The sequence below is a fragment of the Myxococcus xanthus genome (genome assembly GCF_013116825.1).
In the GTDB taxonomy this organism is placed as follows: Bacteria; Myxococcota; Myxococcia; order Myxococcales; family Myxococcaceae; genus Myxococcus; species Myxococcus xanthus_B.
This window is the reverse complement of the sequence record NZ_JABFNS010000149.1, coordinates 1-20,505: the sequence shown is the minus strand read 5'-3', so window position 1 is coordinate 20,505 and position 20,505 is coordinate 1. Positions and strand designations below refer to the sequence as shown.

General features: G+C 71.6%; 14 protein-coding genes. 9 read left to right on the top strand and 5 right to left on the bottom strand.

Going from position 1 to position 20,505, the window contains the following annotated elements:
• Window positions 1–312, top strand: a 312-nt coding sequence (locus HNV26_RS31630; RefSeq protein ID WP_301340305.1) for an MYXO-CTERM sorting domain-containing protein, incomplete at its 5' end; no start/stop codon positions are given.
• Window positions 313–375: 63 nt separating this feature from the next.
• On the opposite strand, the gene HNV26_RS31625 is transcribed toward HNV26_RS31630, so the two are convergent.
• Entirely contained in the window at window positions 376–924 is a 549-nt protein-coding gene (locus HNV26_RS31625) for a MarR family winged helix-turn-helix transcriptional regulator (RefSeq protein WP_171443078.1), read from the bottom strand.
• A 101-nt stretch (window positions 925–1,025) separates the two neighbouring features.
• Here HNV26_RS31625 and HNV26_RS31620 point away from each other — a divergent pair, with 101 nt between their 5' ends.
• From HNV26_RS31620 to HNV26_RS31595, 6 genes are all read left to right on the top strand, one after another.
• Window positions 1,026–1,259, top strand: coding sequence for a hypothetical protein (locus HNV26_RS31620; RefSeq protein ID WP_171443077.1), 234 nt, complete (start codon window positions 1,026–1,028; stop codon window positions 1,257–1,259).
• A 37-nt stretch (window positions 1,260–1,296) separates the two neighbouring features.
• The gene (locus HNV26_RS31615) at window positions 1,297–1,833 is read left to right on the top strand and encodes a metal-dependent hydrolase (protein WP_171443076.1); all 537 of its coding nucleotides are present in this window, start codon (window positions 1,297–1,299) and stop codon (window positions 1,831–1,833) included.
• A 36-nt stretch (window positions 1,834–1,869) separates the two neighbouring features.
• Entirely contained in the window at window positions 1,870–3,966 is a 2,097-nt protein-coding gene (locus tag HNV26_RS31610) for a mucoidy inhibitor MuiA family protein (protein WP_171443075.1), read from the top strand.
• Window positions 3,967–3,981: 15 nt separating this feature from the next.
• Entirely contained in the window at window positions 3,982–5,547 is a 1,566-nt protein-coding gene (locus tag HNV26_RS31605; RefSeq protein WP_171443074.1) for a mucoidy inhibitor MuiA family protein, read from the top strand.
• Window positions 5,548–5,840: 293 nt separating this feature from the next.
• The gene (locus HNV26_RS31600; RefSeq protein WP_171443073.1) at window positions 5,841–7,319 is read left to right on the top strand and encodes a sensor histidine kinase; all 1,479 of its coding nucleotides are present in this window, start codon (window positions 5,841–5,843) and stop codon (window positions 7,317–7,319) included.
• Entirely contained in the window at window positions 7,301–8,668 is a 1,368-nt protein-coding gene (locus tag HNV26_RS31595; RefSeq protein WP_171443072.1) for a sigma-54-dependent transcriptional regulator, read from the top strand. Before HNV26_RS31600 ends, HNV26_RS31595 begins: the two co-directional genes overlap by 19 nt.
• Window positions 8,669–8,670: 2 nt before the next feature.
• Here HNV26_RS31595 and HNV26_RS31590 read toward each other — a convergent pair whose 3' ends face one another.
• Together HNV26_RS31590 and HNV26_RS31585 are read right to left on the bottom strand one after the other, a co-directional pair.
• The gene (locus HNV26_RS31590; RefSeq protein WP_140860696.1) at window positions 8,671–9,471 is read right to left on the bottom strand and encodes a glutaminyl-peptide cyclotransferase; all 801 of its coding nucleotides are present in this window, start codon (window positions 9,469–9,471) and stop codon (window positions 8,671–8,673) included.
• 160 nt (window positions 9,472–9,631) lie between these two features.
• Complete coding sequence (locus HNV26_RS31585) at window positions 9,632–10,102, bottom strand: response regulator (RefSeq protein WP_020478154.1); 471 nt, start codon at window positions 10,100–10,102, stop codon at window positions 9,632–9,634.
• Window positions 10,103–10,763: 661 nt separating this feature from the next.
• On the opposite strand from HNV26_RS31585, the gene HNV26_RS31580 reads away from it, so the two are divergent.
• The gene (locus HNV26_RS31580; RefSeq protein WP_171443071.1) at window positions 10,764–12,266 is read left to right on the top strand and encodes a Do family serine endopeptidase; all 1,503 of its coding nucleotides are present in this window, start codon (window positions 10,764–10,766) and stop codon (window positions 12,264–12,266) included.
• A gap of 93 nt (window positions 12,267–12,359) precedes the next feature.
• A complete protein-coding gene (locus HNV26_RS31575) occupies window positions 12,360–16,373 on the top strand; it encodes a serine/threonine-protein kinase (protein ID WP_171443070.1) in 4,014 nt (1,337 codons plus the stop codon).
• On the opposite strand, the gene HNV26_RS31570 is transcribed toward HNV26_RS31575, so the two are convergent.
• Window positions 16,366–18,144, bottom strand: a complete 1,779-nt coding sequence (locus HNV26_RS31570) for an OPT/YSL family transporter (protein WP_171443069.1) — start codon at window positions 18,142–18,144, stop codon at window positions 16,366–16,368. The genes HNV26_RS31575 and HNV26_RS31570 overlap by 8 nt on opposite strands.
• Window positions 18,141–20,447: a serine histidine kinase EspA gene (locus HNV26_RS31565; RefSeq protein ID WP_171443068.1), complete on the bottom strand. Its 2,307-nt coding sequence runs from the start codon at window positions 20,445–20,447 to the stop codon at window positions 18,141–18,143. Before HNV26_RS31565 ends, HNV26_RS31570 begins: the two co-directional genes overlap by 4 nt.
• Window positions 20,448–20,505 lie beyond the last annotated feature (58 nt).

Genomic DNA, 20,505 nt, shown 5'->3' with positions numbered 1-20,505 from the left:
TGTATAAGAGACAGGCCCACCCCTCCCGCGCCGGAGCAGCCGGGTGAGGACGCGCCGTCCGAGGAGCACCCCGACGCGCCCATCGTCCGGACGCCCGACACGCAGCCGCAGACCCGCTGGGGCGTCACCACCCCCGAGGACATCCTCTCCGGGGAGAGTCCGCTGGGCGCCGACGAGGCGCGGGGCTGCAATGCCTCCGGCGGAGGAACGGCGGGTGTGCCCATCACCGCCGCGGTGGGCCTGCTCTCCTTCGCCGCGTTGTTCGCCCGCCGCCGCAAGCCCGCCCAGGCTCGCGCCCACTCGAAGCGCTGAGCGGCCTCGGGCATCGCGGGGCGTGTCGGTGGTACGGCAGGCCCCGCGCGGCGAGGTCGCGAGTCAGGGCTGCTTGAGCAGGGGGAGCCCTGAGGTGACCTTGGCCAGCAGCGTCCGCAGCGTGGTGCGCTCCTCTTCACTCAAGGGCGCCATCAACGCGGCAATCCGCCGGTAGTGGTCCGGCAACACGCTCTCGATGAGTTGCCGGGCCTTGGGCGTGAGGCGCACCGTGTACATGCGGCGGTCCTCCGGATGGTCCTCGCGGGAGATGAGGGCATCCTTCTCCAACGTGTCCAGCAGCCCCGTCATCGTGGCCCGGCTGACGCCAGAGCTCTCCGCGAGGTCCGCGGGCGTGAGCCCACTCACGCGCTCCACGTCGTCGTCCTCGGTGGTGAGCAATCGGACCAGCACCATGAAGCGCCCCATGGACAGCCCGTGATGGCCCAGGTGCGCCTCATAGGCCCCCGACAAGTCGTGCGAAGCCCGCAGCAACGTGATGCACGTCTCGATGGCGCTGGCGTCGAGTTCGGGGAAGCGCAGCGCCAGGCGCTGGAGCCGCTCGTAGCGCGGCAGCGCCGCGGGCGTCGGGGAAGTGGAAGGTCGAGTAGGCACGGCACCGGCCTCGTAAGGCCCCTAATGATTTTAGGCAATCAGAAAGGGCGCGCTCCGCACCGGGGGCTGGCGCCCGCTGGCCCGGGGGTTATGAACAGGGCGTGCTGGATGTGAAGGACGCCGCCGTGCAGACGGCCCTGCGCCGCGCGTGCGAGGAGGTCGGCTTGCCGGACTCGCTGCGGGGTTGCGTGTATCCCCTCCTTCGCGACCCGGAGGGTGACTGGCCGGGCTGCTGCGGTGGAGGCTGCCACCCGTGTGCCTCCTCCCTGGTGGACGTGGCGATGCGCACGTTGGAGTTGCTCGGCACGCCCCGGCGCGCGCCCGGGGTCGGGTGAGGTGAAGTGAAGCCGGGCAGCCGCATAGGCTGCGGGTATGAATCCCATTGTTCATGCCGAGCTGGCCTGGCTCGCGGCGCAGGGGCTGAAGGAGCGCAGGGACCGCATCCTCGTCACCTGCGCGGGACTGGCGCCGGACCTGGACGGACTCACGCTGCTCGCGGGCGAGGCGTACTATTTCCGCTATCACCACGTCATCTTCCATGGCTACGTGGGTGCCATCGTCACGGCGGTGGCCTGCGCGGCGCTGGCGCGGCAGCGGCTGCGGGTGGTGGCCCTGTCCCTGTTCACCTTTCACCTGCACCTGCTCTGCGACCTCGCGGGCAGCGGCCCGGGCTGGTCCATCTACTACTACTGGCCCACGAGCATGCGGGAGTGGTTCTGGGAGGGGCAGTGGAACCTCGCCTCCTGGCAGAACGCGCTCATCGGGCTGGCCACCACGCTGCTGTGTCTGGCGTGCGCGCTGCGCTTCCGCCGCACCTTCGTGGAGGTGTTCTCCGCCCGGTGGGACGCGGAAGTCACGCGCACGCTCCGGCGCCGGTTCCTCCGTGAGGATTTCGTGCGGGAACCATGACGTGATTGTCCATGCGTCCGTCGCCAGCATGGACGCATGCTCATCCTCGGACTCGGGTTGATGGCAGTAGGCGTGCTGGGGGCGACGCTCGATGCCCCCGTCACGTCAGTCACGGTCTACAGCGACCAGGCGCAGGTGGTTCGCTCCGGCAGCCTCACGGTTTCCGGCTCGCGGCGGGTGACGTTTCCCCGGCTGCCCAAGAACGTGGATACGGACTCCATCCGCGTCGAAGCCGAGGGCGCGGAGGTGTCCCACGTCGACGTGCGCCGCGTGCGGGGAGAGGCCTTCTCCCATGACGAAGCCCGGAAGCTCATCGCGCGGTTGGAAGACGTCGACGTCGCGCTCGCGCGCATCGCCGCTGAGCGCAATGTTCTTCACACGCAGACTGAAGCGCTCCGGCGTATTCGTCCCACGGTGCTGGGTGACGGCGAGGCGGCACGGGCGCAGACGCCTCCCTCCGGTTGGAGCACCGCCGCGGCCTTCCTCGTTGACAACATCGCGCGGCTCGACACTCGGATGCGAGAGCTGGAGGCACAATCCGAGACGCTCATGAAAGAACAGCAGCAGCACAAGGAGCGCGCCTCGACGTTGGCCAAGACGTTTGGCGAACCGGGTGTCGAGGTGGGCGCCACGCTCACGGGCAAAGGCGCCACGAAGGTGACGTTGACGTACCTCACCACCGGGGCCCGCTGGTATCCCCGATATGAGTTGCAGCTCCAGCCTGAGTCGCAACGGATGCAGATGGCCTTCTACGGCCGCGTCAGTCAGGAGACGGGTGAGGATTGGGAGGGCGCGCGGCTCACGCTCAGCACCGCCCTGCCCTCCAACGCCACCGCGATGCCGACGCTCAGCACCTGGAAGCTGGGCGCCCGGGAGCGCTTCATTCCCACGCCCCATCCCCATCAAGAGCCCATTCGGCCCGCGCAGGCCGCTCCGGACAGCCAGCCCAAGGTCACGGCCTCGGCCGACCAAGCGCTGCGTGCGCAGTTGCTGTTCCTGGCTGGAGCGCAGACCGGGGAGCCCCCCGCGCCCACGCAGCCCCAAGTCCCCGAGCCATCTCGGGAAAAGGGCCGAGGCACCATCCTGGGCACCGTCATCGACGCGCAGTCTCGAAAGCCGCTTTCAGACGTGGTCGTCATCGCGACGGCCCCCTCGGCCGAGGGGGACTACGTGACAGTGACCAACGCCAAGGGTGAGTACCTCATCCCCGGGATTCCCGCGGACCTCTACACCTTGCGGTTCGAACGGGAGGCGAACAAGCCCTATGCCCGCAACCACATCCAACTCCGTCCAGCCCGTACGATCCGCGTCAACGTAGATTTGCTTTCCGATTCCCTGCGCGAAACCCTCGGAATCGATGGCCGCAGGCCCAGCATCGACGTCGGTTCCACCATGACGGGCGTCGATATTGACGTGGAGTTCGTCCACAGGGACCCCATCCCGCAGGACGTGGGACTGAGCCCACCACCTGCCTGGCGGCCCCCCACATTCGCCCCGGAGTCGCCCGTCGCCGTCGCGGGGGGCTACAACCTCACCTTCACCTCGCTGCATCGGGAGACACTTCTCAGCGGCAAGGGTGAACGCAGCCTGCCCCTGGTCTCCGAATCCTGGCCCGTGCAGGTGGAGCGACAGGTGTTCCCCGCGCTCTCGCCAAACGCATACCTCGTCGCGACACTCAAAGGCGCCGCCCGGACCGTGCTTCCCGGCGGAGCCGCGTCGCTCTTCGTGGGGACCGACCCGGCCGGCTCCGCGACGTTGGAGACGCTCGTCCCCGGCGGCACCTTCACTCTGCCGCTGGGCATCGACCGCGCGGTGCGCAGTGCCCGCAATGTGCGGCTCGTCGAGGCGGAGAAGGGCTTCATCTCCAAGGAAGAGGTGGGTACCTACGAAGTCACCATCGAGGTTCCCAATCCCTATCCCTTCCCGCTGGCAGTGAGCGTGATGGACCAACTCCCGCTCAACACCGACGGCAAGGTGGATGTGGCGCTGGTCCGCGCCGTGCCCTCCGTTCAGCCCGACACGGGAACGGGGAAGCTCCAGTGGAACGTGACGGTGCCCCCGTCCAGCAAGTCCACCGTCTCCTTCCAATACACCCTGAGCCGCCCCAAGGGCTGGCGTCTGTACCAGAAGTAGTCCGAGGACCGCCCCATGCCTGCCCTGACCCTGACGCTGTGGGCGCTCGTCGCGTCCGCCAAGGTGTCCAATGTCGTGGTGTACCCGGATCGTGCGCAAGTCACGCGCGAGCAGACCGTGACGTGCCGGGGCCCCACCACCGCCCTTTTCGAAGCCGTCCCCCTGGCCGCCGCGCCCGACAGTTTGCGTGCCCGCGCCATGGGCGCCACCGTGGAAGGCCTCATCAGCGAAGAGTCCACGCGCGAGGAAGCCCATCGCGAGGAACGCGTCCGCTTGGAAGCCCGCCTGGACGCCATCCTCCGTGAGGAAAAGGCCCACAACGACGCGGTGGCACGAGTGAGCGACCTGAGAACGCTCGCGAATGGCTACACGGATGTCGCCGTGGACCGCATCACCCGGGAACTGACGGCTTCAAAACCCGACCCACGTGCCTGGGCAGCCGCCCTCGATTCGGCATTGGCCGTGCGGCAGCGCGCGATGACCGAGGCCCTGGAGGCGAGCGCCAGGCTGCGTGCGCTCGAGAAACGGCGCTCCCAGGTGGAAGCCGAAATGGAGATGCTCCGGCTCGACACCGAACGACAGGAACGCCGCGTGGAGGTGCGCCTGTCCTGTCCCGAAGGGACGCGGGCCCGCGTGGAGTTGACCTATCTGGTGGGCCAGGTTTCCTGGACACCTTCCTATGAGGCCCGCGCGAACGAGAGCACCCGGACGATGGAGTTGACGACGCTGGCCACGGTTCGCCAGGCCACCGGCGAGGATTGGACGGAGGCGAAGCTGGTGCTCTCCACGGCGCAGCCGCAACGGGACGCGACGCTTCCGGCAATCCGGCCCCTGACCGTGTTCGCGGAGGAACGGGCGAAAGAGCGCCGGGTGTTGGTGCGCCGCGACGAGCAGCCACAGCACGCCCACGCGGGAGGTACCGACAACACCGCGCGTTCGAAGGGACTCGAATCCGTACCACAGGGCCTGTCCGTGCAACTGGTGGCGCCGACCCCCGTGAGCATCCCTGGCGATGACAGCGCCGTGCGCGTGCAGGTGGCGCAGACCCGGCTCAAGGCCGCGTTCCACTGGCGCACCATCCCCAAGCTGTCCCCAGTCATCTTCCGCGTGGCCCGCTTGAACAACGCCGCCGCGTTCCCGCTGCTGCCAGGTGATGTGGACCTCTATCGTGGCACAGGCTTCATCGGCCGCCAGTCCCTGGAGCACGTGGCTCAAGGTGCCCCCTTCGAGCTGACCTTCGGCGTGGAGGAAGGCCTGCGCGTGGAGCGCCGCGTGGTGGAGGAACTCCAACGCCCCAAGGGCCTGTTCAAGGACACGCAGCGGTTCCGGTACGCCTACCAGTTCACGCTGAACAACCTCCGCGCGCACCCGGAAGAGGTGGAGCTCTCCGAGCACTTCCCCGTGTCCGAACTGGAGGACGTGAAGGTGGAGCTGGAACCCGAGACGACGGCCGGCTACACGCTCCAGTCCAACGACGGCATCGCCACCTGGAAGGTGAAGCTGGCCCCGGGCGAGAAGCGGACCGTGGACTTCGCCTTCCACGTCGACGCCCCGTCCAGCTACGAAGCGAAGGGGCTCTGACGGCCTGCCCGGGGCATCCTGCCCCTCTCCGGGGCAATCTGCCCCGCCCAGGGTGGGACACGACGCACGCGTCCCCGAGTGAGGCACCGCCCCGCCTCCGTTGGCACAGTGGGTGCTTTGCGCGAGCCCAAGGAAGCACGGCCCGCCCGTCCCGACAGCCGGCGAGGGCTCGTGCGGCAAACGCCGCCTTCCTTGTTGCAGCACTCGCGGTACGTTGTGAGAACCCACCTCCGGTCCGTGCGCTCCCTCCCCCTCGAGGCGCACGGACCGGAGCAGCCTCTTTCGAACCGCCCGTGAGACTCGCCCGCAAGTTCACCCTCGCCCTCGTCCTGCTCGCCATCGCCGTCATGGCGGGCTTGCAGTACGTCCAGGTCCGCCGCGAGCTCGAGCGCTCCGCCCTGGACATGCAGCATGACCACCGGTTGCTCGGCCACACCCTCGCGGGCTCCATCGGCAAGGCGTGGCAGCTCGCCGGGGAGCGCGAGGCGCTCACCCTGCTCCACCAGGCCAACCGCTTCCAGGAGCAGGTCCACCTGCGCTGGGTGTGGCTGGATGGCGGCCCCGGCACCCCGGCCCTCACCGGCTTCCCGCCGCGCCTGCTCTCGACCCTGCTCCAGGGCAAGGACGGCTCCATGGTGGACCCCGCCGTGGACCCCGGCCTGCTTCATTCGTACACGCCGGTGCTCATCGGCAACCGGTTGGGCGCCATCGAAATCACCGAGTCGCTGGGCGAACAGCAGAAGTACGTCGACACCGTGGTCATGGGCACCTTTGCCGCCACCGCCGCCATGGCCATCGGCTTCATCGTGGCCGCCATGGCCATGGGTCGCCGGCTGGTGGGCGAGCCGGTGGACCAGCTCGTGTCCCTGGCCCACCGCATCGGCGAGGGCGACCTCACCGCCCGCGTGCCGCTCCCGCAGCGCCGCGGCGACGAGCTCACCACCCTGGCCGGCGCCATGAACCGCATGGGCGAGCAACTGGAGGAGACGCGCTCGCGCCTCGCCACGGAGACGGCCGCGCGCCTGTCCGCCGTGGACCACCTGCGTCACGCGGACCGGCTCACCACCGTGGGCAAGCTGGCCTCCGGCGTGGCGCATGAGCTGGGCACCCCGCTCAACGTCGTCATGGGCCGGGCGAAGATGATCTCCTCCGGCGAGGCGGAGGGCGAGGAGGTGGGCGAGTGCGCGCAAATCATCTCGCAGCAGGCCCAGCACATGACGGCCATCATCCGTCAGCTCCTCGACTTCGCGCGGCGGAGGAAGCCGCACCGCGCGCCGGAAGACGTGCTGGGCCTGGTCGAACGCACCCTGTCGCTGCTGCGCTCCATGGCGGCGCGAAACAGCGTCACGCTGGAGACGGACATCCCCGAGGGACTCACGGTGGAGGTGGACGCGGGCCAGGTGCAGCAGGTGCTCACCAACCTGGTGATGAACGGCGTGCAGGCCATGAAGCAGCCGGGCACGGTGCGCGTGCGCGCGGCCCACACCCGGAGCACCCCGCCCCCGGACGTGGGCGGGCCCGAGGCGGACTTCGTGCGCCTGGACGTGGAGGACGAGGGGCAGGGAATCCCCGAGGACGTGCTGGCCCATCTCTTCGAGCCCTTCTTCACCACCAAGGACGTGGGCGAGGGCACCGGACTGGGCCTGTCTGTCTCCTATGGGCTCATGTTGGAGCATGGCGGCTGGATTGCCGTGCGCAGCGAGCCCGGACGCGGTAGCTGCTTCTCCATCTACCTGCCAAGGGGTGAAGACACATGCCAGGCCGCGTCCTAGTCGTCGAGGACGAGCGCGAGATGCGCGCGATGTTGGAGAAGGGGCTCACGCGCCGGGGCTTCACGCCCGTGGCGCTCCCGTCGGCGGACGAGGCCCTGGTGCGGCTGGCCGCCGAGGACTTCGACGTGGTGCTCACCGACCTGCGCATGCCCGGCATGGACGGGCTGGCGCTGTGCGAGCGCATCGCCCTCAACCGCCCGGACATCCCCGTGGTGGTGGTGACGGCCTTCGGCAGCCTGGAGACGGCGGTGGCCGCCATCCGCGCCGGCGCGTACGACTTCGTCACCAAGCCCATCGACGTGGACGCGCTGGTGCTGGTGCTGGAGCGCGCCGTGCAGCACCGCGCCCTGCGTGAAGAGGTGCGCAGGCTGCGCCAGGAGCTGGGCCGGCGCGAGGACAGCGGCACCGTGGTGGGTGAGAGCCCCGCCATGAAGCAGGCCTACGCGCTCATCGACCGCGTGGCGGACCTGGACTCCACGGTGCTGATTACCGGCGAGAGCGGCACCGGCAAGGAGGTGGCGGCACGGGCCGTCCACACGCGCGGGCGCCGCAAGGACGGGCCCTTCGTCGCCATCAACTGCGCGGCCATGCCAGAGGCCCTGCTGGAGAGCGAGCTGTTCGGCCACGCCAAGGGCGCCTTCACCGACGCCAAGGCCGCCCGCACCGGCCTGTTCGTCCAGGCCAATGGGGGCACCCTCTTCCTGGACGAGGTGGGCGAGCTGCCCCTCACCCTCCAGCCCAAGCTGCTGCGCGCCCTGCAGGAGCGCACGGTGCGCCCGGTGGGCGGCGACACAGAGGTGCCCTTCGACGCGCGCATCGTCGCCGCCACCAACCGGGACCTGGAGCTGGCCGTGGAGGAGGACCGCTTCCGCGAGGACCTCTACTACCGGCTCAACGTCATCGGCGTGGAGCTGCCGCCGCTGCGCGCGCGCGGCAACGACGTGCTGGCCCTGTCCCAGCGCTTCATCGAGCAGTTCGCCTCGCGCACCGGGAAGCGGGTGCTGGGCCTGTCCCCCGGGGCGGCCCAGCGGCTGCTCGCCTACGGCTGGCCGGGCAACGTGCGTGAGCTGCAGAACTGCCTGGAGCGCGCGGTGGCGCTCACCTCCTTCGAGGAAATCACCGTGGACGACCTGCCCGAGCGCGTCCGCAACTACAGCCAGCCGCGCGTGGTGCCGGAGACGCAGGACGCCTCGGAGCTGGTCACGCTGGAGCAGTTGGAGCGGCGCTACATCCACCGCGTTCTGGAGGCGGTGGGCGGCAGCCGCACGCTGGCGGCGCGCATCCTCGGGGTGGACCGCAAGACGCTGTACCGCAAGCTGGAGCGCGACGACGACACGCGCAAGGGCTGACGTCAGTCCACCACGGCCAGACGCACCTCGAAGAGGCGGGGCCACAGCTTGCCCGTCATGAAGATGCGGCCCGAGCCCGGCTCCACGGCGATGCCGTTGAGCACCGCCTCGGGGTTGGTCACCTGCCCCGCCACCGCGCGCGTCAGCGCCGACGCGTCGATGACGCCCACCACCGTGCCCGTGGCGGGGTCGATCTCCAGCACGTCCGAGCTGTGCCAGATGTTGGCGTAGATGACGCCGTTGGCGCACTCCAGCTCGTTGATGAGCTCCACGGGCTGGCCGCGCAGCTTCACCTGCACCGCGCCCACCAGGGCGAAGCCGTCGGGCTCGTGGAAGGTGAGCATGGTGCCGCCATCGCTGCGCACCAGCTTCCCGTCCCAGTAGCAGAGACCCCAGCCCTCCCCCGAATAGCGCGTGGTCCGCTCGCGCCGCGGCGGCATGCCGCTCCAGGTGAAGAGCAGGCCTTCGGTCCAGGTGAGCTGGTACAGGCGCTCGCCGTCGCTGGCCAGGCCCTCCGCGAAGATGTTCCCCAGGCGCTCCATCCACACCGGCTGCGCGCTCTCCAGCGACAGCTGCCGCAGCGTCCCCTGGTGCCCGGTGCTCTCGAAGAGGTGCCCCTGGTGGAACACCAGCCCCTGGGTGAAGGCATTCGTCGCGTGGGGGTACTCACGGATGATGTGCGCCACGCGCCGCACGGGTTCCTGCACGCCGCCTCCCGCATCCGGCACCGGCCGGTTCGTGGGGCTGCAATGACACGCCGCGCCCAGCGCGAGCAAGGACAGCAGCGAGGAAGGAATCCGCATGAGGCGCCTCGAGTGGAGCGGTTCGCGCGACGCCCACCGCCCCGCGCGAACCTGGACCCAGGCCCGTCAGGGTGCAAGCACCCGCCCCACCGCGTCCATCGGATTCAACGCCGGGCCCGCGACACTGGACGAACAGTCAGGGCACGCACGCCGTGAAGGCTCAGCGCGGCGGCGGTACCAGCATCTCCACCGCCTCGCACAAATCCTCCATGGCGAAGGGCTTGTTGAGCACGCGCGCCGCTCCGAGCAGCTCCGCCTCCTGGTGGAGCTGCGCATCGCCGAAGGCGGTGATGAGGATGACGGGCGTCGTCCAGCCCTCGCGGCGCAGGCGGGCCAGCACCTCGATGCCCGAAAACCCGGGCATGCGCACGTCGGTGACGATGAGGTCGGGGACCTGCGTCTGCTGCGCGAGCAGTCCGTCCACCAGCGCCTTGACCAGCCCCGGGCCGTCCGGCGCCTCCACGACGTCATACCCGCGCCGGGACAGCGCCCGCCGCAGCAGGCTGCGCATCTCGGGTTGGTCCTCGCCCAGGAGGATGCGTGGAGCGCTGCGGCGCGACACCCACTCACGCGTCGACAGCGGCCATTCCCGCACCTCGTCGCTGACCGCCGTGAATTCGTCTGGCCCCATCAATGGCTGCTCCTTGTGGTGTGGTGGGCACGCCCGGCACCTGGGCCCCTTCCTCGCTTCGGGACGAGGGGGGGGTAGCGCCGGGCGCTCAACGCATGAGCATCCGCCGTGCCACGCCGTGGCTCCGGAGCGTTTGGCCCCTGCCCGCCCGCCAGCCGGCCCGCGAGGGCACGCTCGCCTCCCATGTCTGGGCCGTCGGGAGCCCCAATCCCTGTCGCGCATACAAGGAGGTGCTCCGCTTCTGGGACAGGCGCGGCACCCCCGGACAGCGCGCCGGCCCAGGTGCGGGGCTCTCCGGACAGGCCCCACATCCGCTGTCTGGCCCGCTGGCGCCCCAGAGCCTGGGGCGGGGCACGTTGCCCCGGGGAGAAATGCCCCAAGCCGGGGCAGTTTGCCCCGGAATGATGGGGCACCTGGGGCACGCACGGGCCGTGGCCCCGAGGCATCCCGAGGGCGAAGAGCGTTGGCCCGCCAACTGCAATGCCCCCCAGCATCGGTTCGGGCGCGGGGCTCACGCAAGGAACCCCATGGCGATGACCGCTGCTGACGTCGGGGGACAGTCGGCCGCAGGGCATCACCTTCCACCCCTCCAAGGTGGGACCTTTCTCGCGCAGACCCCTCGCCTGAACCGGCATTTTCCCTCTCGATTGGAGAACGAACGATGGCCTGCTCGCTCCCCTCCCGCCGCTTCCTCAGTGCACTGGTCCTTCTGCCCGCCGCGACGCTTGGCGCCTGCGGCCAGGCGATTGGCTCCGCGTCCGCGGCGTCGCCCGCTCCCACCGCCCAGGTCGCCGCCGCTGTTCCGGCGCAGGCGGCGCCGCCCATCCAGAAGGCGCTCTTCAATCCCGCCGTGGCCGGGAGCCAGGGCGGCATCACCTCGCTGGCGCCGCTGGTGGACGCGGTGAAGGGCGCGGTGGTCAACGTGGAGGTGCGCGCGCGGCCCCGCAGGTCTGCCGCCATGCAGCGCCTGCCGCCCGGCATCGCGGAGCGCTTCGGCCTGCCGCCCGGGTTCGGCGGCGAAGGCAACGGCCCGGCGCGACAGGGCGCGGGCTCCGGCTTCATCATCGACGCCTCGGGCATCGTCCTCACCAACAACCACGTGGTGGAGGACGCCGACCAGGTGCGCGTGAAGCTGGATGACGGACGTGCCTTCGACGCGGAGGTGATGGGCCGCGACCCGCTCACCGACGTGGCCCTGCTCAAGCTGAAGGGGGCGCCGGGCAACCTGCCGTCGGTGCCGCTGGGGGACTCGGACGCGCTGCGCGTGGGCGACGCCGTCATGGCCATTGGCAATCCCTTCGGCCTGGCGTCCAGCGTGAGCGCGGGCATCCTCTCCGCGCGGGCCCGAGACATCCAGGCGGGCCCCTATGACGAATTCCTCCAGACGGACGCCGCCATCAACCCCGGCAACTCCGGCGGGCCGCTCTTCAACATGCAGGGCGAGGTGGTGGGCATGAACACCGCCATCGTCGGCGGCGCCACGGGCATCGGCTTCGCGGTGCCCAGCAAGCTCATCCAGGCGCTGCTGCCGCAGCTCAAGGAGACGGGCGTGGTGCGCCGCGGCTGGCTGGGCCTGGCCGTACAGGACCTCACGCCGGACCTGGCGCGGGCGCTGGGTCTGGAAGCGATGAAGGGCGCGGTGGTGGCGGGCGTCAACCGCGGCAGCCCGGGCGAGCGCGCCGGACTGCGTGAGGAGGACGTCATCACCTCCGTCAACGGCAAGCCGGTGGAGTCCGCGGGCGGGCTGACGCGCGCAGTGGCCCTGCTCCAGCCCGACAGCCGCGTGAAGGTGGACCTGCTGCGCGGTGGCAAGGCGCAGTCGCTGGACGTCACCCTGGGCACGCGGCCCGCGCAGAACGGCGAGCAAGAGGTGCTTCCGCGCAACGCGTCCGCCTCCGCGCCGAGGCGGCTGGGCGTGCAACTGTCGGACACGCGGGACGGCGGCGCGCAGGTGGTCGCCGTGGAGCCAGGCAGCCCCGCCGAGCGCGGAGGACTGGTACCGGGCATGGTGCTGGTCCAGGTGGGCGACCAGAAAATCGCCAGCGTGTCGGACGCCGCCCAGGCGCTGACGTCCGCGAAGCCCGGCGCCGCGCTGCTCCTGCGCGTGCGCATGCCGGGCTCGGAGTCCACGCTGCTGCGCGCGGTGGAAGTCCCGGAGCGCTGAACACAGTGGTGGGAAACTCTGGACCCCCGGGATGGTACGTAGACGACCCCGGGGGTTCTGAAACCGGAGGACACCTGACATAGAGTCCCCTCCGTGCCGCGATGCCAGACATGCGGACGGCGCTGGGAAGGCTCTCATGCGCCGTGCCCGCCAGGACCGCCTCCTCCGGGAGATACGTCCTCGCCGTCCCCTGTGCCCGCTGTTCCGGGCTACCAGGTGGACGGCGTCTTCGCGCGAGGAGGCTTCGGCGTGCTGCTGGGCGCCCAGCGCGAAGCGGACGGCGTGCGCGTGGCCATCAAGGTGGCCCGTGGGAGCAACTGGTTGGGCCGCGCCCAGCTCGCCCGTGAGTCGGAGGCCCTGCGCGTGCTCGGGCCGCCCACGGTGCCCGCGCTCTACGAGGCGGGCGCCCTGACGGGTGGCGCGCGCTTCCTGGCCATGGAGTACGTGCCGCTCCCCACCCTGGCGGACCGGCTGGCTCGCGCCGCGGGACCGCTGCCCCCCGACGAGCTGGCACCGCGCGCGCTGGCCGTGGTGGACACGGTGGCCCAGGTCCACGCACACGGGCTCGCCCACTGCGACCTCAAGCCGGAGCACCTCTTCGTCGATGAAGCGACGGGCCGCGTGCGCGTCTTCGACTTCGGCCTGGTGCGGGGCGCCACCACGGAGAGCGCCTCGCAGCCCAGCGATGCCTCCACGCCCAGTGACGCGTCTGGCTTCGCCGGCACCGCGGAGTACATGGCCCCCGAGCAATGTGCGGGCAACGCGGACATCTCCACGCGCACGGACGTGTACGCGCTGGGCGTCCTCCTCTACGAGATGCTCACCGGACGGCCGCCCTTCTTCGGTCCCACCCCGGACGTGCTCCAGGCCCACCTGTCGCTGCGCCCACCGCCCCCGTCCGACTTCGCGCCCGTGCCGCCCGCGGTGGAGGAGGTGGTGCTGCGCTGCCTGGCGAAGGAGCCCGCCCGCCGTCCGGAGAACGCCGCCGCGCTGGGCAGCGCGCTGCGCGAGGCCTTCGAGCACGCCCACCGCGCCACCGAGCCCGCGACGCCTCGGCCCGCGGCGCCGGGCGAGCCGCGCCCCGCCCAGGTGCGCCGCTCCGTCGCCATCCTGTTCCTCACCTCGCGCGCCAACCCCGTATCGCTCCAGAAGGCCCTGGCCTCCTATGGCGGCCACCTGGCCTTCTCCGACGCCCAGCGCATCGCCGCCGTCTTCGACCCGGACGCGGGAGAGAACCCGGTGCGCCGCGCCATGCGCGCCGCGGAAGGGCTGGCGGAGCGGGGCCTGTCGCACAACGGCCTCGTGGACGTGTCCGCCGTCACCGTGCAGCGCCGCCCCACCGGCGCGCCGCGCTACCTGGGCGCCATCCTGTCCCGCGAGGACCGCTATCCTAGCGGGCCCGAGGCCCATGGCCTCCTGCTGTCTCCCGCCGCCGCAGAGGCCGTGCCCGAGGTGCCCTGCATGGAGGTGCCGGAGCTGCGGGGCCTGTTGCGCCCCGCGCCGCCGGGCGCCGCGCCACGTCCGGACATCACCGTCCTCCAGCTCGGCAGCGAGGTGCTGGTGGGCCGCGAGGCGGAGCTGGCCGAGCTGCTGGAGAGCGCGCGCTCCGCGGTGGGCGGCGCCACGCCCACCATCGTCACCGTCTTGAGCGAGCGCGGCCTGGGCAAGAGCCACCTGGCCGCGACCCTCGCCCGCCGTCTGCAACTGCTGCTGCCCCACGCGCGGGTGTACAGCTCGCGCTCCCGGGAGCCGGTGCAGGGCGACCCCGACGGCACCCTGCGCACGCTGCTGCGGTGCGCCCTCAACGCCTTCGAGCGCGACGACACGGACACCGAGCAGCAGACACGCGCCGCCATCCTCCAGCGCCTGGGCCCCACGCTGGGCACCGAGCTGTGGCCCGGCGTGGCCGCCACGCTGGGTTGGTACACGCCCGGGGGTCCGGAGCTCCAGAGCTGGGCCGCCGCGCCCGGCGCGCTTCGCTCGCTGGCCATGCGCGCCGCCGGTGAGCTGCTGGCCGCCAATGCCCGCGAGCGTCCGCTGTGCCTCGTCCTGGACGACGCGCACTTCGCGGAGGAGACGGCGCTGGACGCGCTGGAGTACGCCTGCCTCGCCGAGGCCAGTGTCCCGCTGTGGGTGTGCGTGCTGGCGCGCCCGGGCTTCGAGAAGAGCCGTCCCACCTGGGGCACTCGCGCCGCGAAGCAGGCCACGTTGGCCCTTCCAGTGCTGGCGGCCGACCCGGCGCAGTCGCTGTGCCGCCTGCTGCTCAAGCCGGTGGAGAACGTGCCCGCGCAAGCGGTGGAGCGCATCGTCGAGCGCGCGCAATACGTCCCCCTCTACCTGGTGGAGCTGGTGCGCGGCCTCAAGCGCCAGGGCCTGGTGCGCCAGCGCGCGCCGGGAGGGAGCTGGTACCTCGTCACCGACGGGCTGGAGAAGGTGCCCGAGCTGCGGCTGGTGGAGTGGCTGGCGGACCGCGAGCTGGGCGCGCTACCGCCATCGCTGGCCGCGCACGCGCGCCTGTGCGCGATGCTGGGCACGGACTTCACCGCGGCCACGGCCGAAGGCGTGGTGCGCGAGCTGGAGCGCGAAGGCGCCGCGGGCGGCTTCCCCCTGGACGCGGGCCACGCCACCAAGCGGCTCCTGGACTCCGGCCTGCTGGTGTCCCACCGCCATGATGGGTTGAGCTTCCGCAACGAGCTGCTGCGCGAGGCGGTGGCCGCCACCCTCCCCGCCGCCGAGCGCGAGCAGGTCCACCACGCCGCCTACCGCTACTTCCTCAGCGCGGCCGGCGCCGGTGAGCGCCAGCGCCTGCCTCGCCTGGCCCTGCACGCGGCCGCCGCCGGGCGCCGCGACGAGGCCGCCGCGCTCTCCATCGACCTGGCCGAGTCCGCCCGGGGCCGCCACGCGTTCCTCGACGCCGAGGCCATGTACACGCGGGCGCTGGAGCTGCTGGAGCCCACCGACGAGCTGCGCTGCCTCACCGCGCTGCGCGGCCGGGGCCTGATGCGCATCCGCATTGGCCGGTATGACGACTCGCTGGCGGACTTCGCCGCGGCCCGCGAGCGCGCCCGCCGGCTGGGCCACACGCGCACGGAGGTGGAGCTGCTGCTGGACGAGGCCATGGCGCTGGACTGGGTGAACGACTACACGCGCAGCGAGGCCCGCGCGCTGGAGGCCCAACACCTGGCGGCCACCGTGGCCTCGCCCTACGTGCAGGCGCGGCTGCTGCTGGCGCTGGGACGCGCCCAGTTCCGCAAGGGTGAGTGGCAGGAGGCGCGCATGCCCCTGGAGGCCGCCGCCGAGCGCGCGCGCCGCCTGGGCGACGCGGGCTATGAGACGCAGGTGGTGGCGCAGTTGCTGCTGGCCGTCATCCTCCCCAACCTGGGCGACATCGACGAGACGGAGCACGTGCTCACCGAGGTCATCACCGCCTGCACCGAGCGCGGTGACCACTTCCACCTGGGCAGCGCCATCAACAACCGGCGCAACTTGTGGGTGGCGCGCAAGGAGCTGACGCGGGCGCTGAAGGACCAGGAGCGCTTCATGCACCTGGGCCGCGAGCTGGGCATGGTGGGCTGGGAGTACTTCGCCGAGCACAACCTCGGTGAGCTGCACTACCAGGCCGGCGACGCCGACGCCGCGGCGCCCCACATCGCTCGCGCCATTGCGTTGGAGCGCCGGCACCCGGAGGTGGCGTCACGCCCGTGGGCCCTGCTGCTCCAGGCGCGAGCCCTGGCCTGGATGGGCCGGCACACCCGTGCCCGCGAGGTGCTGGCCCAGGTGCGGCACGTGATGGCGGAAGGCCCGCCGGGCGTGGAGCTGAGCCCGTCGGAGGAGGTCCTCTTCTCCATGGTGGAGCTGGCCACCCGCGACGCCGCCCCCGAGGCGTGGTGGTCCCTGCGCGAGCGCTCCGCGCAGGTGTCCGTGGAGCAGGAGCCGCTGGAGGTCCTGGAGATGATGGGGCTGGCGGCGCTGCGCCGGGGCGACCGGGAAGAGGCCGCGCGCGTGCTGCGCGAGGCCCTGGAGCGCGCGCGGCACGTGCCCAACCTCATGGAGGGCCGCATCCGCCGCTCCCTGGAGAAGGTGCACGAGTCTTCGCCGGCTACGTGAGGCCGAAGGCCATCAGCGCGGCGATGAGCACGCCCGCCAGCGACTCACCCGCGATGGCGCCCGCCGCCAGCGTGGACGTGTCCCGGTCCGCCGCCTGGGGCCAGCGCCAACGCGCCGCCGCCAGTCCCAGCGCGCCCAGGCACAGCGTCACCGCGTAGTAGGCCGGCAGGATGAAGCCGATGCCCAGCGCCACCGGCAGCGGCAGCCACCGCGCCGCCCGGCCACGGGACACGAAGGTGAGCAGCGCGCCCACGCCCACGGCCACGCAGGCCGCCAGCGCCGCGTGAGGCGGCAGCCCGTCCAACCCTCGCACCGCCACCTCCGCCACCGCGCGGAACTGGTGGGCGAAGGGCGCGGGCAGCGCCTCCGAGCCCAGGCCGTGCGTCCTGGACAGCAGCAGGTACACCGGCACGCCCACCACCGAGCCCGCCAGCACGCCCACGAGCTGCGCGGCGAGCTGGTGGCGCGCGGAGGCCCCCAGCAGGTGCCCCGCCTTGAGCGACCACATGCTGACGCCGGTCTGCGCGGCCGCGCCTGACACCACGGCGCCCGCGGCGACGTTGGGCGCCATGGCCCCCGGCAGCAGCGCGCCGAAGATGACCTGCGTCACCTGCCCCATCTGCGTCACCGGGGACACGTCCACCTGTCCGGCGCCGCGCGCGCACACCGCGCACAGGGGCAGCACCAGCGCCAGCGCCAACAGCATGTACGGCACGCTGAGGCCGAACAGCGCCGAGCCCACCACCACCGCCAGCACACACGCCGCCAGGCCCGCGCCCAGCGCCCAGGACGGCACCGCCGCGCCCCGCCCCAGGCTGCTCACGTCACGCGCCGCGCTCAGGAAGTCGCGCGCCTGTGCGAGCAGCGCCGCCAGGGCCGAGCCCACCATCAGCCCCACGCCCGGCCACGTAAGCCAGGCGGAGAGCGTCTCGTAGCGCGTGTCCGCCAGCACACCCGCGCCCGCGAGCCCCGGCGCCAGCACGCCCCACGCCACCGCCGCGCCTGCAAGCATGCTCAAGCCCAGGCGCGGCCCCGTCATCATTCCAATGGCCAGCAGCATGGGGCTCCACCCCACGCCCCACGTCAGCGACGCGGCGGGGAGCCCCGCCAGGGTCCCGGGCATCGCCGTCATCCCTGGCAGCCACTTGAACGCATCCCGCGCGGCGGTGACCGCCACCGCCGCCACCCCCGCGCCCGCCAGCAGCCGCCCACGGCCCGCGCGGACCGTGTCGCCCGCGGACGCGTGCATCGCGGTAATCAGCTCCGCGGTGGCGATGCCGGTGGGAAACGGAAGCGCCTCCTGGGCCACCAGCCGACGCCTGAGCAGATGCGCGGCGAGCACGCCCAACACCCCCAGCGCCACGCTCCACAGCGCCACACCCCAGCCCGGGACGGTGGTGCCCAGCAGCGTCAGCGCTGGCAACGCACCCAGGAGGCCCGCCGCCGCCGGCATGGCCCCCACGGCCGCCGCCGCCGTCTGCGTGAGGTTGTTCTCCAACGGCGTATAGGGCACGCCGCGCCTGCGCGACACCGAGGCCAGGGCGCTGAAGCCCAGCACCGCGGCGGTAACGGAGCCGCTCTCCCACCAGCCCGTCTTCAGCCCCATATACACATTGGTGATGGCCAGCAGCCCACCAATGAGCAGGCCCATGCCCAGCGCGCGTGTCGTCAACTCCAGCGCCGCGGGGCCCTCCGCCACAAGAGACAGGGAGGGCGCGGGCGCGGCCTCCGAAGGGTCCGTTCCAGAGAGGCCACTCACCGGGTGGCTCATCGCCCCGCCTCGGCGGAGCGGCCCACGAGCTCGCGCAGCTGCATCAGGTCCAGCGGCTTGGCAATCTTGGCGTTGGGCACGTCACGCAGGAAGGACACCGTGCGCGGCGTGAAGGCGCCGCCCGTCATGAACACCATGCGTCCAGCCTGCTCCGGGGCGCAGCGGCCCAGCTCGTGGTACAGGTCCATGCCCGTCATCCCGGGCATCATCACATCACAGAGGATGAGGTCGAAACGGCCGCCGTCGCTCACCAGCCTCAGCGCGGCCTGGGCGCTGTTCGCGGTGGACACCTCGTGGTCCGCGGCCAGCGAGCGCTGGAGCGCCAGCGTCACGTTGGGCTCGTCATCCACCACCAGGATGCGCGCGCGCGCGTTGGCCTGCATGGTGGCGGACAGGCGCGGCAGCACCTCCAGCTCGCGCGTGGCGGCGCACAGCACCACGCGGAAGGTGCTGCCCCGGCCCGGCTCGCTCTCTGCCTGGATGGAGCCGCCCATGGATTCGATGATGCCGTGGCAGATGGACAGCCCCAGCCCCGTGCCCACGCCCACCGGCTTGGTGGTGAAGAACGGGTCGAAGATGCGGCCCAGCACCTCCTGCCCCATGCCCATGCCCGTGTCGCGGACCTCCACCACCACCCGGTCCTTCTCTCCAGCGCGGATGACCACGCGAATCTCGTGCTCCACGCCCAGCGTGCCCTCCTCCGGAATCGCCTGCGCCGCATTGAGAAGCAGGTTGAGGAACACCTGGCACAACCGCGACTCGCTGGCCTCCACCGGCGCCACGGGCTCGAACTCCGTCACCAGCCGCGCCCGGTGCCGGATGACGTTGTCCGCCATCTTGCACGCCAGCTCCACCGCCCGGCGCACGTCCACCGGCATCAGCCGCGTCTCCTGCTCGCCGCGCGCGAAGACCTTCAGGTCGCGGACGATGGTGGCGATGCGCTCCGCGCCCTCCGCGGTCTCACGCACCAACTGCTGCAGCGACGCCACGGGCGCCGCGGGCGCCTGGCTCTCCAGCCGCTCCAGCCCTTCGCGGATGAGGTGCAGGTTGACGAGCATGTAGGCCAGCGGGTTGTTGATTTCGTGCGCCACGCCCGCGCCCAGCGTGCCCACCGACGCCAGCCGGTCCGCCACCACCAGGTGCGCCTGGAGCTGCTTCCGCTCCGTCGTGTCGCGGTGGACCATGATGTTGGCGATGGCGCGCCCCTCGCTGTCGCGCAGCGGCACGACGACGGACTCGCACCAGCAGGTGGTGCCGTCGTGGCGCTTGAACTCCAGCTCTCCGGACCAGCGCCCCTGCTTGTCCAGCGCGGTGAGAATCAGGCCAGTGAGCCGGTCGGGCTCTTCCGGGTGCAGCACGCTGAAGAGCGTCTGGCCCAGCGCCTCCGACTTCTGCCGCCCGAACATGCGCTCGGCGCTGGAGTTCCAGTCGATGATGCCGCCGCCCAGGTCGGTAATCACCACGCCGTCGTAGATGCTCTCGAAGATGAGCGATTGGCGGTGCAGCTCCTGCTCGGCCAGCTTGCGCGCGGTGATGTCCATCACCGTGCCCGTCACCCGCGCCGGCGCGCCCGAGGCGTCACACAGCACGTCACCCTTGCAGGAAATCCACCGCCAGCCGCTCCCCTGCGGCTCGATGCGGTACTCCACGTCCACCTGCGTCTTCTTCTCCAGCGCGGCGCCCAGCACCTCGCTCACGCGCGGCAGGTCCGCCGGGTGCACCACCTCCGACAGCTCCATGGCGCGGCCGGACAGCTTCCCCACGGGGAGCCCCAGCAGCCGGTCCACCTGCTCGCTCCACGTCACCCGGCCGCTCTGCGCGTTCCAGTCCCAGATGCCCACGCGCGCGGCGGTCAGCGCCTGGCGAAGCTGCTCCTCCCGCTGCTCCAGGACCTCGCGCTTGGAGAAGCGGAACACGGTGACGGTGCCGATCTGCAGCCGGTCCCCTTCCATCAACTCGGCGGTGCTGACGGGCACGCCGTTGAGCAGCGTGCCGTTGGTGGAGTCCAGGTCGGTGACGTGACAGGCACCGTCGCCCGAACGAACGACGCGCGCGTGCTTGCGCGACACCCCGTGGTCGTCGATGCGCACGGTGACGTCGGAACCGCGGCCGATGATGTGCTCGCCCTGGTCCAGGCGGTAGGCCTTGCCGATGGCTGCCGGCGTGGTGGTGCTGATGAGGATGAGGCAGGCTCCCGTGGAGGACGGCGGCGCCAAGGCAAGGCCCGCGCACGTCGTGAGTTCATCCAACGTCGTCATGTCGCAGCCCCCCGACGCTCGCCCGAAGCCCCACGCTCCCGCCATCCCCGCGCTCTCTCTCCGTGCGAAGTGTCACACCCCCTGAATCCCATCAGTGCCAGGG